Source organism: Ensifer sp. Root31 (assembly GCF_001424825.1).
Taxonomy (GTDB): Bacteria; Pseudomonadota; Alphaproteobacteria; order Rhizobiales; family Rhizobiaceae; genus Ensifer; species Ensifer canadensis.
In genome coordinates this window covers 180,323-193,687 of the sequence record NZ_LMCO01000067.1, presented here as the reverse complement: position 1 = coordinate 193,687, position 13,365 = coordinate 180,323, and the positions used below count along the sequence as shown (strand labels likewise).

The 13,365-nt window shown below is 61.2% G+C and carries 13 protein-coding genes; 2 read left to right on the top strand and 11 right to left on the bottom strand.

All coding sequences use genetic code 11. From position 1 onward, the window contains the following. Positions 1-12: 12 nt before the first annotated feature. The 11 genes from ASD00_RS37825 to ASD00_RS37770 all read right to left on the bottom strand — a co-directional run bounded on the left by ASD00_RS37825 (position 13) and on the right by ASD00_RS37770 (position 11,500). Complete coding sequence (locus ASD00_RS37825; protein WP_025426101.1) at positions 13-630, bottom strand: F0F1 ATP synthase subunit B; 618 nt, start codon at positions 628-630, stop codon at positions 13-15. Positions 631-706: 76 nt separating this feature from the next. Further along, the gene (locus tag ASD00_RS37820; RefSeq protein WP_025426100.1) at positions 707-934 is read right to left on the bottom strand and encodes a F0F1 ATP synthase subunit C; all 228 of its coding nucleotides are present in this window, start codon (positions 932-934) and stop codon (positions 707-709) included. A gap of 81 nt (positions 935-1,015) precedes the next feature. After that, entirely contained in the window at positions 1,016-1,768 is a 753-nt protein-coding gene (locus ASD00_RS37815) for a F0F1 ATP synthase subunit A (protein ID WP_025426099.1), read from the bottom strand. 60 nt (positions 1,769-1,828) lie between these two features. Continuing rightward, entirely contained in the window at positions 1,829-2,188 is a 360-nt protein-coding gene (locus ASD00_RS37810; protein ID WP_025426098.1) for an AtpZ/AtpI family protein, read from the bottom strand. Between the two features lie 297 nt (positions 2,189-2,485). After that, positions 2,486-3,661, bottom strand: a complete 1,176-nt coding sequence (locus ASD00_RS37805) for a cell wall hydrolase (RefSeq protein ID WP_025426097.1) — start codon at positions 3,659-3,661, stop codon at positions 2,486-2,488. A 237-nt stretch (positions 3,662-3,898) separates the two neighbouring features. Then, positions 3,899-5,800 carry a potassium transporter Kup gene (locus tag ASD00_RS37800; protein ID WP_025426096.1) on the bottom strand — a complete coding sequence of 634 codons (1,902 nt, stop codon included), beginning with the start codon at positions 5,798-5,800 and terminating at the stop codon, positions 3,899-3,901. A gap of 17 nt (positions 5,801-5,817) precedes the next feature. Beyond that, positions 5,818-6,795 (bottom strand): magnesium transporter CorA family protein, encoded by a 978-nt coding sequence (locus ASD00_RS37795; protein ID WP_025426095.1) that lies wholly within the window; start codon positions 6,793-6,795, stop codon positions 5,818-5,820. 423 nt (positions 6,796-7,218) lie between these two features. Beyond that, positions 7,219-8,379, bottom strand: coding sequence for an iron-sulfur cluster carrier protein ApbC (gene apbC / locus ASD00_RS37785; RefSeq protein ID WP_025426093.1), 1,161 nt, complete (start codon positions 8,377-8,379; stop codon positions 7,219-7,221). 449 nt (positions 8,380-8,828) lie between these two features. Next, positions 8,829-9,584, bottom strand: a complete 756-nt coding sequence (locus tag ASD00_RS37780; RefSeq protein WP_025426092.1) for a LuxR family transcriptional regulator — start codon at positions 9,582-9,584, stop codon at positions 8,829-8,831. A gap of 169 nt (positions 9,585-9,753) precedes the next feature. Further along, positions 9,754-10,494 carry an autoinducer binding domain-containing protein gene (locus tag ASD00_RS37775; RefSeq protein WP_025426091.1) on the bottom strand — a complete coding sequence of 247 codons (741 nt, stop codon included), beginning with the start codon at positions 10,492-10,494 and terminating at the stop codon, positions 9,754-9,756. 193 nt (positions 10,495-10,687) lie between these two features. Then, positions 10,688-11,500, bottom strand: coding sequence for an IclR family transcriptional regulator (locus tag ASD00_RS37770; protein ID WP_025426090.1), 813 nt, complete (start codon positions 11,498-11,500; stop codon positions 10,688-10,690). 167 nt (positions 11,501-11,667) lie between these two features. Between ASD00_RS37770 and ASD00_RS37765 the strand changes: the two genes are divergently transcribed. Both ASD00_RS37765 and ASD00_RS37760 read left to right on the top strand, forming a co-directional pair. Then, positions 11,668-12,438 carry an SDR family oxidoreductase gene (locus ASD00_RS37765; RefSeq protein WP_057211578.1) on the top strand — a complete coding sequence of 257 codons (771 nt, stop codon included), beginning with the start codon at positions 11,668-11,670 and terminating at the stop codon, positions 12,436-12,438. Beyond that, the gene (locus ASD00_RS37760; protein ID WP_025426088.1) at positions 12,435-13,355 is read left to right on the top strand and encodes a 2-dehydro-3-deoxygalactonokinase; all 921 of its coding nucleotides are present in this window, start codon (positions 12,435-12,437) and stop codon (positions 13,353-13,355) included. Before ASD00_RS37765 ends, ASD00_RS37760 begins: the two co-directional genes overlap by 4 nt. Positions 13,356-13,365 lie beyond the last annotated feature (10 nt).

Below are 13,365 nucleotides of genomic sequence, written 5' to 3'. Positions count from 1 at the left end.
GTTCAGTGCTCCTCAGTTAACGGCCGATGCCTTGACGGCAGCGACGATCTCAGCCTTGGTGACGGTGCCACCAATGAGCTGCTTGACGACGGCCGTTGCAGTTTCCTCGGCGATAGCGCCGACGTCTGCGAGTGCCTTGGCCTTGATGTCGGCGATGCGGTCTTCCGCAGCGGCGATCTTCTTGGAAAGATCGGCTTCGACAGCGTTGCGGTCGGCGACAGCCTTGGACTTGGCAGCTTCGCGCGCGCCGTCTGCAATCTGATGACCCTTGGCCTTGGCAGTTGCCAAATCCTGCTCATAGGATGCGATGGCAGCGTCAGCTTCGCCCTTCAGGCGCGACGCTTCGTCGAGATCCTGAGCGATGCGGTCGTGACGGGTTTCAAGAATTCCGCCGATGCGCGGAATGATGACCTTCGACATCAAGAGATAGAAGAGGCCAAACGTGATCGCGAGCCAGAGCAGCTGCGATGCGAAATGGGTCGAATCAAAGGGCGGGAACACGCCGGAGCCAGCCTCGCCTTCGTGGGCCACACCCGTTTCGGTGTGCACCTCACCGGCCGCAGCGGCATCGTGTGCTTCGGCGCCTTCAGTGGTGGTTGACTGCTGGGCATAGGCCGCGGTCACAAACATGCTCACCTCCAGGTGCACTCAAGAATATGCGCGGCCGCGACCCTTTGACAGGTCGCGGCCGAAACTCCAGCCGTTATTAGACGGCGAAGAGGAGGAGCAGGGCTACGAGCAGCGAGAAGATGCCCAGAGCTTCCGTAACGGCGAAGCCGAATACGAGGCGGCCGAACTGGCCGTCAGCAGCCGACGGGTTGCGCAGCGCGCCAGAGAGGTAGCTGCCGAAGATGTTGCCGAGGCCGAGAGCCGTGCCGGCCATACCGAGGCAAGCCAGACCTGCGCCGATGTACTTTGCTGCTTCCGCTTCCATGATTGAACTCCTTCGAATGGTGTTGCGGCTTAGGATTGCGCTTCCGACGGAGGACCGGCCGGAAGCAAGCGACTGTATTCCTTAGTGGCTTCCGGGATGGACAGCGTCGTTGAGGTACATGCAGGTCAGTACCGCGAAGACATAGGCCTGGAGGAAGCAGACGAGGAATTCAAGACCGGTGATAGCGACGGTCATGATGAGCGGCAGGATCGCACCACCGATGCCGAGCGCGCCAAGGGCGCTCAGGGAGGTGACGAAGCCAGCGAAAACCTTCAGCGTGATGTGGCCGGCCAACATGTTGGCGAAGAGACGGACCGAAAGGCTGATGGGACGGGAAAGGAACGAGATGATTTCGATCGACACGACCAGCGGCAACAGGATGCCCGGCACGCCGTGAGGCACGAAGAGCTTCAGGAAGCCGAAGCCATGCTTGTAGAAACCATAAAACAGCACCGTGCCGATGACGAACAGCGCCAAGGCGAAGGTGACGATGATCTGGCTGGTGATGGTGAAGAAGTAAGGGAACATGCCGAGCAGGTTCGCCGTCAGGATGAACATGAACAGCGAGAAAACCATCGGGAAGAACTTCATGCCGCCGCTGCCAGCGCCTTCGCGCAGCATCGAAGCGATGAATTCATAGGACATTTCCGAAACCGACTGCATGCGCGTCGGGATCAGCCCGCGCTGCGATGTGGTCAGATAAAGGAAACCGGCAGCGGCACCCACGGTCGCAACCATGAACAGCGACGCATTGGTGAAGGAAAAGTCAATTCCGCCAATTTCGATCGGGACAATCTTGTTGACCAGGAACTGGTGGGTCGGATCGTTTGACACCGCGCTTCTCTTTCGTTCTGCCCGCCTTTAGAGCGGATACCGTGTTTTCCGGGCGACGCCTCAGGCGTCATCTCCGTCCGTCTTGTCATTCCCAGAACTGCGCTTGACCGAGTCGAGTGTCGCCACCATCCCCGCCGAACGCAGTACATTCAACACACCGGCGCAAAAGCCAAGGAGCAGGAAAATGATCATGCCCCACGGCCCTGTACCCGCAAAGTGGTCCAAAAGATAGCCCAGAAACGCCCCAACCACGATGCCAGCGATGAACTCGCTGGAGAGCTTCATTGCCGCCGCATAGCCTTTGCGGCTTTCAGCGGCTCGGGCTTCAGCACCATCCGGCTCACTGGGTCGCTTGGACTCAATCTTTTCGCCGAGCTGCTTCAGCCTTGCTTCCAGACTTTCTTCGGGTTTCTCCGTCACGTGGCTCTCCCCTTGTTGTCCCACACGGTCACGACCATGATTTCGGCCACACAAAAGGCTGCTGTTCAAGCCACGTTTCAGCCCCATTTGAAGTCGCGCGCAACATAGTTTTAGGCTTCCGCATAGTCAAGGCGTGCAAAGCGCTTCGGCGTGGACAATATTTTTCAATGATTTCATCCACTTGATAGCATTCGACGCCATCATACTGACAGACAAGGCCGGGAATCGGCAGATCGCGAGCCAGAATCTCCGGCCCGCGATCGGTGCTTGTGCGCAAGGGGTCGGCAGCTGAACTGGTCAGCTCCAGCCGCCGCCGTAGGTCCGGTAGAAGACGTGCAGGCCGATCTTGCCGACACGCTTCATCGTCTTTGCCCAGGCCGGGTTTACATAGGTTGCGTGATAATGTGTTGCTGAGCCGACTTCGGGCAGCCAGATCTTGCCGGCGGTGACCGCCATGGCAACTTCCTTTGCTTCCTTCCAGTGCGAGCGGGAATAGATCAAATCGCGGATCATGTCGCAGGCGAATGAGAACTGGCAGCGATTGCGCCATGCCTTGTTCTGATAGACGACGCCGCAGATCGTCTTCGGATAGGTCGGATTGCGCACCCGGTTGAGAATCACCTGTGCGACGGCCGCCTGGCCTTTCAGCGGTTCGCTGCGCGCTTCGAAGTAGATGCCTTCGGCGAGGCATGTCTGCTCTTCCTTGCTGAAGACGCCCGCCGGTAGCGGGGTCGCGGCCCAGGCGTGGTCCTCGGGAGAGATATCGGGAATGAAACGTCCGGCATTCTTGTCCTCGCGCAGGATCGAATCGAAGGGCGATTCACGCGCATAGTCCGGCTCGGGCCGGACATAGGCAGTCGCAAGAATGTCGGGCTTGTCGTTGGTGACAAGCTTGGCCAGCATCGGCGAGACGCCGGGATCCGTCTTCGGCGGCTTCTTCTTGTAGAAGGCCGTGGCGATCTCGATCTCCTTGCCTTTGATCTTCGGATTGGCGAAGACCATTTTTTCGGCGCCCTCGAAGCCGGGCTCCATCAGCGAACTCGTGCGCTGCAGGATCGAACCGGCGGTAAAATCCTTGGGTGGGGTGACAGGGGTGACGGCGACGATACGGCCCTTCTTGCCCTTGCGGTTGACGCGGTCTTCATCCGGCGTGCCGGCGTGCTTGCTTTCTGCGGTCAGAGCGACGCGGCTGCCATCGGGAAGATCGATACCGGCGCCGCCATCGAGCGCGCCCGTCGTGATCGGATCGGCAAAGACCATCTCGACTTCGTGGATCGATCCCGCTGGCGACGGCGTCATGTACATCCGCCAGCGCTCACCGCCACGATTGATACCGGACAGGAAGGTCGCAAGGTCGGAATAGGCCGCGACCGTGGGGAAACCGATATACACCGCAAGGCCAATGAGTGCCGGAGCCAGCCAGGCGGAGAAGTTAACACGAGATTCGCGACGCAGTTTGCTACTCTTACGCACCAACCGACTCCACGCAACGCTGATCGAAGGCACGGCTCTGCCCTCGCCGGCGATGAGCCAGCGGACAGGTTCCGCGCAGGACGCTAGGACAATGAAGCCGCCGGACGCTGTGCCGACGATGCTTCGTTCGAGCCTTGAAAATGAAGCATTAACCTTGATGTTTGGTTAATGCGTCTTCACTGAAAGGCCGGAAGAGCGGGCCTTGCGGCCCGCCGGCCGTCTTTGCAGCCGGTATCGTCAGATGATGACGTGCGAGCCGAGTTCGACGACGCGGTTGGTCGGCAGGCGGAAGTAGTCGGAAGGGTCGATCGCGGCATTGGCGAGCGCGATGAACAGGCGGTCCTGCCAATGCGGCATGCCGGACTGGGCGTCCGGTACCAGCTTGCGCCGTCCGAGATAGAACGACGTCGACATGATGTCGAACTTCAGCCCCGACTTGCGGAAGAGCCCCAGCGCCTGCGAGACGTTTTGCGTCTCCATGAAACCGAAGCGCATTTCGAGCAGGGTGAAGCGTTCGGAAAGCGGCTGCACGCTGACGCGTTCGGCCTTTGGCACTTTCGGCGTATTGGCGGTGCGGATCGTCAGGATGAAATTCTGCTGATGCAGCACGTGATTGTGCTTGATGTTGTGCAGCAGGGCCGCGGGCGTCGATTCCGGGTCGCTCGTCAGGAACACCGCTGTGCCGGGCACCGAAACCGGCGCATGTTCGCTCTTGCGCTCGATCGACTTGACGAAGCTTGCCAGCGGAATGTCGATATGGCGGGTCTTGGCATGGAGAATTTCCGTGCCGCGTTTCCAGGTCCACATGATCACGATGAAGGTCGCGGCGATCAGCACCGGCACGTAGCCGCCGTCATGGATCTTCAGCATGTTGGCGCCGAGGAAGACGAATTCCAGCGCGAACAGCGGCAGCAGCACGGCGCCGGCCCAGAGCGCCGACCAGTTCCAGCGCGCACGCAGGAACTCGAAGGAGAGAACTGTCGTGACCACCATCGCGCCGGTGACCGAGATGCCATAGGCGGTGGCGAGCGATTCCGACGAGCCGAAGACGAAGACCAGCGCCATGACGCCGAACATCAGCAGCGTGTTGACGTTGGGCAGATAGATCTGCCCCGTGTGTGTCTCCGACGTGTGGAAGATCGCCATGCGCGGCAGGAAGCCGAGGTGGATCGCCTGCCGCGTCAATGAGAATGCGCCCGTTATCACCGCCTGGCTGGCAATGATCGTCGCGAACGTCGCCAGGATGACCACCGGCAGCAGCGCCCATTTCGGGAACATCAGGAAGAACGGGTCCGACATCGCCTCGGGGTTCTTCAGGATGAACGCGCCCTGGCCGAGATAGTTGAGCGTCAGCGCCGGAAAGACGACCAGGAACCATGCCCACTGGATGGGCCGGCGGCCGAAATGGCCAAGGTCCGCATAGAGCGCCTCTGCGCCGGTCACCGTCAGGAACACGGCGCCGAGCACGATGATGCCGACATAGCCCTCATTGAACATGAAGCTGACGGCATAATAAGGATTGAAAGCCTTGAAGATCGACAGGTCGTCGGAAATGTGGACAAGGCCGATGCCACCCATGACCAGGAACCAGACGAGCGTGATCGGGCCGAAGAAGTTGGAGACCGCGGCCGTGCCCTTGGACTGCACGGCAAACATCAAGAGCAGGATGACCACGGCAATGGGAACGACATAGTCCGACAGCGCCGGGGTCACGAGTTTCAAGCCCTCGACGGCCGAAAGCACTGACAGAGCCGGCGTGATCATCGCATCGCCGATGAACAGCGCGGCACCGGCAATGCCCATGAAGAACAGGATGGCCGTGTGGCCATTCCCCGTTTTCATCAGCAGCGCCAGCAGCGAGAGCGTGCCGCCCTCCCCCTGGTTGTCGGCGCGCAGCAGAAACAGCACATATTTGATCGTGACGATGATCGTCAGCGTCCAGATCATCAGCGAGATCAGGCCGATGATTTCGACATCGGTGACGCCGTCGTGGGACACCGGGCGCAGCGCTTCGCGAAACGCGTAGAGCGGGCTGGTGCCGATATCGCCATAGACGACGCCGATGGAGCCGAGGCCGAGGACGAGCAGCCGGCGCAGGTCTTTCGACCCTTGTGTGGAAGGGGCATGCGATTGGGTCATGCGTGTCCTACAGGCTGTTACAGCCAGCCTTTCCAGCGAAAGAAGAAAAACGGTATCACGGCGGATATGACCATGGCAGCCAGCGCCCAGGGATAGCCGAGCGGCCATTCGAGTTCCGGCATGACGCGAAAGTTCATGCCGTAGACGGAAGCGACCAGCGTCGGCGGCAACAATACCACCGAAGCGATCGAGAAAATCTTGATGATGGCATTCTGCTCGACATTGATGAGGCCGAGAGAGGCGTCGAGCAGGAAGGTGATGTTGCCGGAGATGAACGACGCATGTTCCGACAATGTCTGGATGTCGCGCGAGATCGAGCGGCAAAGTTCGCGGCTGTCCTTGTCCGCCTGGACCTCGGGAACGGTGTAGACGAAGGTCAACAGGCGCGAGAGCGACGCGAGGCTATCGCGGGTCTTGGCGACCAGCCGGTGATGGCCGGCGACATCGCGCAGGCGCGCTTCCAGAAAATGCGGCGGACGACGTTTGACGACTGCCTTGTCGCCAAAGACCTGCAGCGACAGATCGTCGATCTTGCCCACGGCCTGCTCGAGAATTTCGGCAGTGCGGTCGGCAATCGTTTCGAGCAACCGGGTCAGCATCACCACACCGTTCGGACAGCCGCCCGGAATCCGATGCATTGCCGCCTTGAAGAGGGCGAAGGCACGCGGTTCGGCGTAGCGAATGGTCACAAGACGCCCGCCATGCAGGATGAAGGCAACGTCGGTGAGATCGGGAATATCGGTTTCCGAACGATAGACCAGCGACGCCGTCATGAACACGGCATCGGCCTCGGTATAGAGCCGGCTCGACGGCTCGATGTCCTTCAGGTCGTCGCGTGTCGGGATCGAGATGCCCAGAAGCTTCTCCATCATCAGATCCTCGGCCTTGCTCGGCTCGACGAGGTCGACCCAAACGATATCTGGCCGCAGGGCAACGAGCTCATCCGCCACCGACAGGGTGACAGTCTCACCGTTGGAGCAATAGCCCGTGATCATTCAGGCGCCCTTCCCGCAGCTGCGGCCCTGGGCAGAGGTGCGAACCCGAGCGAAAGTGAGCAACCGCATCGGCGCCACAGTATTCCCACAATCGAATTCCATCGGATGAAGCGTTCCGCCAGTCAGGACAAAATCCTCAACTCGGTCGTCGCGGGAGGACAAGATCTCCAGCGAGAGGGCGCTAAGTTGGGCACCTTCGCAAGTGCGGCACGGCATATGGCGCAATACAGACGCAAAATCAATGCCCCCTCGATACATGACACAGGCGCCGTCTACTGTTCCGGCGTCACCCTACTGCATGTTTCGCCGAATCGAAATCGGGGCGCGGACAAAATTGTGCCGCTATTCCAGGGGGCTGCAGCAGGCGACCGCCAAGTCGGGCTGCCACCGCAACGATGGCGTCCGACGAAGCTGGATGAAGGCCTATTCGAAGACGATGCTCGGCATTGCACGGCTCTTGTCGTCGCGGGCAGCCAAAACCTCAGCCCAGACCTTGGTCGCGATGTCGCGATAGATGCGGGCGATCTCGCCGTCTGCATCGGAAACGACCAGAGGCGTGCCCGCATCGGATGTTTCGCGGATGCCCATGGTCAACGGCACTTCGCCGAGGAAGGGTACGCCGATGCGCTCGGCCTCCTTGCGCGCGCCGCCATGGCCGAAAATGTCGTAGCGCTTGCCGGTGTCCGGCGCGACGAAATAGCTCATGTTCTCGATGATGCCGAGCACCGGCACTTCAACCTTGCGGAACATCGCCAGCCCTTTTCGGGCATCGATGAGCGCCAGGTCCTGCGGCGTCGAGACGATCACCGCGCCGGCGAGTGGAACTTGCTGTGCCATGGTCAATTGCGCGTCGCCGGTGCCTGGCGGCATATCGACAACCAGCACATCGAGATCACCCCAGGCGACTTCGCGCAGCATCTGCAACAGCGCCGACTGGATCATCGGGCCGCGCCAGATCATCGCCACTTCCTCGTCAACGAGGAAGCCCATGGACATGACCTTGAGGCCGTAGTTTTCCATCGGGCGGATCATCCGGCCCTCGATCTGCTGCGGCCGGCCGGAAATCTTCAGGAGGCGCGGCATCGACGGGCCATAGATGTCGGCGTCGAGCAGGCCGACTTTCAGGCCGTTGGCCTTCAGCGCCAGCGCCAGATTGACCGATGTGGTGGATTTGCCGACGCCGCCCTTGCCGGAGGCGACGGCGATGATTGCGCCAACGCCGGGAATGCCTGCCTTGGCGGGCGCGCCGCCGGCCGGACGCTGGCCATGGGCATGACCGGCATGGGCGCCGGCCGGTTGCGGACGCTGTACCGGGGCTGCCGCTGGTGCTGCCTTGCGGTCGGCCGTCAGAGCGACCATCGCCGCGCTGATTCCCGGGATTTCCCGCACCACGCGCTCTGCGGCTGCGCGCATCGGCTCCAGTTCCTTGGCCCGATCGGCCGGAACGGTGATCGAGAAATAGGCCTTGCCATCCGAAATGAAGACATCCGACACGAGCCCAAGCTCGACGATGTTGCCTTCCATGTCCGGTCCGCGGACCGTTCGCAGCTTATCAAGAACCACGTCTCTGGTGACTTCCGGCATCGCGCCCTCTCATTCTCTGCTATCTCTTGGATAACGTTTGTTATCCCTTAGATAATCGAGGCAGGGCGCTTCGCCAATGCGACATAACGGAAAAAGCAGGGCCGCCACTCACCCTGGTGTCCGTACATCCGGAATCACAAGCGTGATCCAGGGATCACACGGGGTTGGGTGGCGGCCCTTTTTGTCGCGACCTTCTTGGGCGCTGTCTTGTTTTTAGTCCCCTCTGGACATGCATCTAGCAATGCAGGATGCGTGCCAGATTCGAGGAAGAACAAAAAAGCGAATATTTTCAGTGGATTAGATGCGGCGTTGGTTGCCCGAGACCCCGAGAGCATCTGCCCAGTTTATGGGCAATGGTCTCAAATCCGCACAGGATCGGTGCATCTTTCAGCTGTGACCCACGCGGAAGACGGGGCGAAAGGCTTCGGGCCCGTCGCGCCGAACGACGGCTAGCTGATGTAGCCCTTCTTCATCGCCTTGACGACGGCCTGCGTCCGGTTCACCGCGTCGAGCTTCTTGGTGACGTGGTTGAGGTAGTGGTTCACCGTGTGCTCGGAGAGGCCGAGAATGCCGGCAATCTCGGCGCTGGTCTTTCCCGCCGCCGTCCAGCTCAGGCACTGGATCTCGCGCTCGGACAGCGACGCACTGCTGTTCTTCCACACGGAACCGATCTCGGCCAACCGGTTGTAGACATGGATCGCGATCATCTGCAGTTCCATGATCACCGTCATCGGCAGTTCGGCTTCCGGCCCCATCAGGATGACGGCGCCACGGCCGCCTTCGGCGTCATGCACCGGGAAGTAGCTGGCCTGGAAGATGGCGTTCTCGCGCAGCATCGCAATGTATTCCCGGGCTGAATCGGGCTTGCCGCCCTCGCCTTCCCAGGCATCGAGCGTCACCTGGAACGGCGTCGTCGTTTCCCGCAGCCGCTTGACGCCGGTGCTGAAGCGCAGCATCGACAGGCTGTCATATTTGTTGAGCAGCTCTGCCGGCATATTGGAAATGACCGTGGTTGCCGCCAGGCGCTCGACATCAATGGAAGGGATCGAACAGATGAGAAAGGTTTTGAAGCCGAACATCTGCGTGATCCGCCGCATATAGCGGATGATGTCGAACTGGGTCTCCAGTTTTGCGATCTCGGACGCGAAATCACCGCCCCGGGGCAGATCTGCGTCAGTCGTCCCGGTGGTCATCGTATCCTGCATTCGCGCGTTCCATGGCATTCATCAACTATCAAATAGACCGACCTGCAGGCCAATGCCAACAGATGATCGAGATTCCCTGCCCTACGCGCCCAAAAGCCTGTGTATTTCCCTACAAGCGACCTGCGCCATGCCGCAGCATCCAGCTTTGATGTGCAGGATGTGCCAATTCTCAGTTGATCAAACCGGCACGCATGGCCTTGACGACCGTTTGCACGCGATTGACCGAATCCAGCTTTCGCGTCGCCCGGTTGAGATAGTGGTTCACCGTATACTCCGATAGCGCCAGGATGCGCGCCATCTCGCTCGTGGTCTTGCCGGCGGCGGCCCAGCGCAGGCATTCGACCTCGCGGCGCGACAGGCTTCCCGAGCCGCGTCGCCCGCGCTCACGCACCTCGGCCAGCTTGCTGAACAGAATACCGGCCCACAGATTGAGTTCCTGCATCTCGTCGTTCGACACCACAGGGCGGTCGCCGCCAAAGGCAATCGCAGCCCGGTGGCCGCCAGCGTCGTGCACCGGCAGATAGATGCCGCGCGGCATGCCCGCCTGCTCAAAGACGCAGATGGCCGCGTCGCCCTTGCCATCGGCGCGGCGGCGCGCCAGTTGATGGGCATCATAGGTAAACGGTATGGTGCTGCGGCGCAGACGCTGGATCACAGGGCTGCCATTGATCAGGCCAGCGCTGTCGTAGCCTTTCAGGAACTCGACCGGATAGGTCGTCATGATGGCGTTGTCCTCAAGGCTGTTACAGCCGGTATCCGGAACGGCGAGCACAAGGAAACCACGGAAGCCGTAGGCCTCCGCAACCTGGCCGATCACCCGTCTGATATCGTCCTCGCAACAAATCGGCCCCCTCACGGACCGTCCGTCAGGAAGCATCAATGACGCCATATTCGCGCTGAAATCGATCATCTTCCGCCCTTCTCCACATCCAGCTCCGGGGAGGAGCACGGCCGCTGACGCCGCATGAAGATCACGTCAAAATTTCTATCAATGTCATAATCAACTCTGTCCGCGGGAACCGCGAAGCGAGTCTGATATATTAACGTTATCGAGCTTGGAACACTACGTCCAGTCGAAGTTTCTAATTTACCGTAAAGTGAACTCAAGGTCCACCGCGGCCCGGACCGAGGCGAATCGCGGCCTCCTCCCCGATCGCCGCCGCCGCCGTCCGTACCGCCCCCGACCAGGCGGCCAGTTGCTCCATGCTCACCCGATAGGCCGGTCCCGTAACCGAGATTCCAGCCGTCAGATCGCTACCCGAAACACGGATCGGCGCAGCCACGCAACGGATCTCTATCTCATGTTCTTCCCGATCGAAAGCGTGTCCGTCGCGGCGAATGTCCGCAATCTCCGCCAGCAACGTTTCGGCCGAGCGATGCGTATGCGGGGTGAACGCGTGGAACGCCATTTTTGCAACAAGCCGCTCCAGTTCCGGTTGCGGCAACAGCGACAGCGCCGCCTTGCCGATGCCGGTGCAATAGACGGGAGAGGCCTTGCCGATCTGCGAACTCATGCGCACCGTCTGCCGGCTTTCGACCTTGTCGACATAGACGATCTCGGTTTCCCTGAGGATGCCGAGATGCACAGTCTCACCCGTCAACTCGTGCAGGCTGCGAAGATGCGGTTCAGCAACGTCGCGGAAGCGATTGCTGGACCAGGAGCGATAGGCAAGTGTGAGCAGGCGCAGGCCCGGCTCGTAGCAGAGATCGCGCCGCTGCACGAGCAGCCCTTCCTCGACGAGATGGCTGAGCAGCCGATGCAAGGTTCCGCGCGGCTGGCCGGATCGGGCAAGGATGTCGGTGAAACGCTGCGGCCCATCCGCCATCACAACGGCCTCAAGAACGGCCATGGCCTTGCCGAGCGTGCCGGTACCCGCCACCTCACCATCCGCAAACACTGCCAGGTCTTCGCTCATGTCGCTCGCATCATTCCGGTCCCATCAAGGTCCAAGGTCCGCCATCCTATCTTGACAAGATAACCGCCGTCGCCCGATAATTCCATATAATAAAATCACGTTCCACATATTGGAACAAAGAAACCTGCAAGCGTGCCGGGACGGCGCGAATGGGGAGTGCCCGACCGATGCCGTTGCCTGCGGCCCAATTTCACGACCTGAGGGATCGCTGTATCCTTGTCACCGGCGGTGGCGCCGGCATCGGTGCGGCACTCGTCGAAGGTTTCGTTCGTCAAGGGGCGCACGTCGCCTTCGTCGACATCGACGAGGCGGCAAGCCGGGAGCTCGCCGACAGGCTTTCTGTCGAGGCCGGATATAGGCCGCTCTTCATTCATGCCGACCTGCGCGATATCGAGGCATTGAGGACAGCCGCCGAAACGGCCGCGGCGACACTTGGCGCGATCCACGTGCTCGTCAACAATGCCGCACGCGACGACCGGCAGCCGCTCGAAAGCGTCACCGAAGAGAGCTGGGACGAAAGCCAGGCCGTCAATCTCAGGCACCTGTTCTTCATGAGCCAGGCGATAGCGCCGCATATGCGCCGGGCCGGCGGCGGATCGATCGTCAACTTCTCGTCGATCGCCTTCCTGCTCAACATGGCGGAAATCCCCGCCTATGCGACGGCCAAGGCGGGCATCATCGGATTGACGAAGTCGCTTGCCGGCAAGCTTGGCCCCGACAATATCCGCGTCAATGCGATCCTACCCGGCATGATCGTTACCGAGCGCCAAAAGAAACTCTGGCTCGACGAAACGGCGATTGCAGCGATGCTGGAGAAACAATGCCTGAAGCGAAGCCTGACCGCCGAGGACCTCGTCGGCCCATGCCTTTACCTGGCGTCCAACAGTTCCATGGGCATGACGGCCCAAACGATGATCATTGACGGAGGCGCACTTTGATGACCGCAGCCTATTATGCCGCAGTCGACTGGGGAACCACGAGCTTTCGGCTCTGGATCATTGCCGAAGACGGCGCGGTGCTTGCAGAGCGGCGAAGCGGCGAAGGCATGACCACGGCCGCCAAGACCGGCTTTTCAACCGTGCTGGAAGCACATCTGGCGGCGGTGGCCGCACCGACGCACCTGCCCGTCATCATCTGCGGCATGGCGGGCGCCAAGCAGGGCTGGCTGGAGGCCGGCTACCTCGATACGCCCGCCGTCCTCTCGAGAATTGCGGCAAGCGCCGTCGCGGTGCCCGATGTCGGCCGCGACATCCGCATTCTGCCGGGTCTTGCCCAGCGCGATCAGCAGCATCCCGACGTCATGCGTGGCGAAGAGACCCAGCTGCTCGGCGCTGCAGCCAGGCTTGGCGACGGCCGGCACCTCGTCTGCATGCCCGGAACCCACAGCAAATGGGTGCGGCTCGACGGCGGCAAGGTCACCGGTTTCTCGACCTTCATGACCGGCGAATTGTTCGACGTGATCGCCAGGCATTCCATTCTCAGCCATTCGGTCGCGGATGCGCAGGTTTTTTCCCGCGACCATCCCGCGTTCCTCGCCGCCGTCGCGGCGGCCTACGCCGACCCGGCGCTCGCCACCAACCTGCCGTTCGGCGTGCGGGCCGGGCAATTGCTGCACGGCACGACGGCGACGGACGCCAAGGCGACGCTGTCGGGTACGCTGATCGGGCTTGAGATCGCCGGCGCCCTGGCAGCGGCCGGAACCGTCGATAGCGTCTGCCTCGTCGCCTCCGGCTCTCTCGGTGCGCTCTATCGCGAAGCACTTGCAAGCCTCAATCTTAGCCCCCGGATCGTCGACGCCGACGAGGCCGTGCGCGCCGGCCTTTCGACTGCCGCACAGGCAATCTGGCCCCTCTGACCGAAAGACT

Bases quoted from the DNA above. Each gene is read 5' to 3' on its own strand.
- ASD00_RS37825 (WP_025426101.1), bottom strand. From the start codon at position 630: ATGTTTGTGACCGCGGCCTATGCCCAGCAGTCAACCACCACTGAAGGC.
- ASD00_RS37820 (WP_025426100.1), bottom strand. From the start codon at position 934: ATGGAAGCGGAAGCAGCAAAGTACATCGGCGCAGGTCTGGCTTGCCTC.
- ASD00_RS37800 (WP_025426096.1), bottom strand. From the start codon at position 5,800: ATGACCCAATCGCATGCCCCTTCCACACAAGGGTCGAAAGACCTGCGC.
- ASD00_RS37795 (WP_025426095.1), bottom strand. From the start codon at position 6,795: ATGATCACGGGCTATTGCTCCAACGGTGAGACTGTCACCCTGTCGGTG.
- apbC (WP_025426093.1), bottom strand. From the start codon at position 8,379: ATGCCGGAAGTCACCAGAGACGTGGTTCTTGATAAGCTGCGAACGGTC.
- ASD00_RS37780 (WP_025426092.1), bottom strand. From the start codon at position 9,584: ATGCAGGATACGATGACCACCGGGACGACTGACGCAGATCTGCCCCGG.
- ASD00_RS37775 (WP_025426091.1), bottom strand. From the start codon at position 10,494: ATGATCGATTTCAGCGCGAATATGGCGTCATTGATGCTTCCTGACGGA.
- ASD00_RS37770 (WP_025426090.1), bottom strand. From the start codon at position 11,500: ATGAGCGAAGACCTGGCAGTGTTTGCGGATGGTGAGGTGGCGGGTACC.
- ASD00_RS37765 (WP_057211578.1), top strand. From the start codon at position 11,668: ATGCCGTTGCCTGCGGCCCAATTTCACGACCTGAGGGATCGCTGTATC.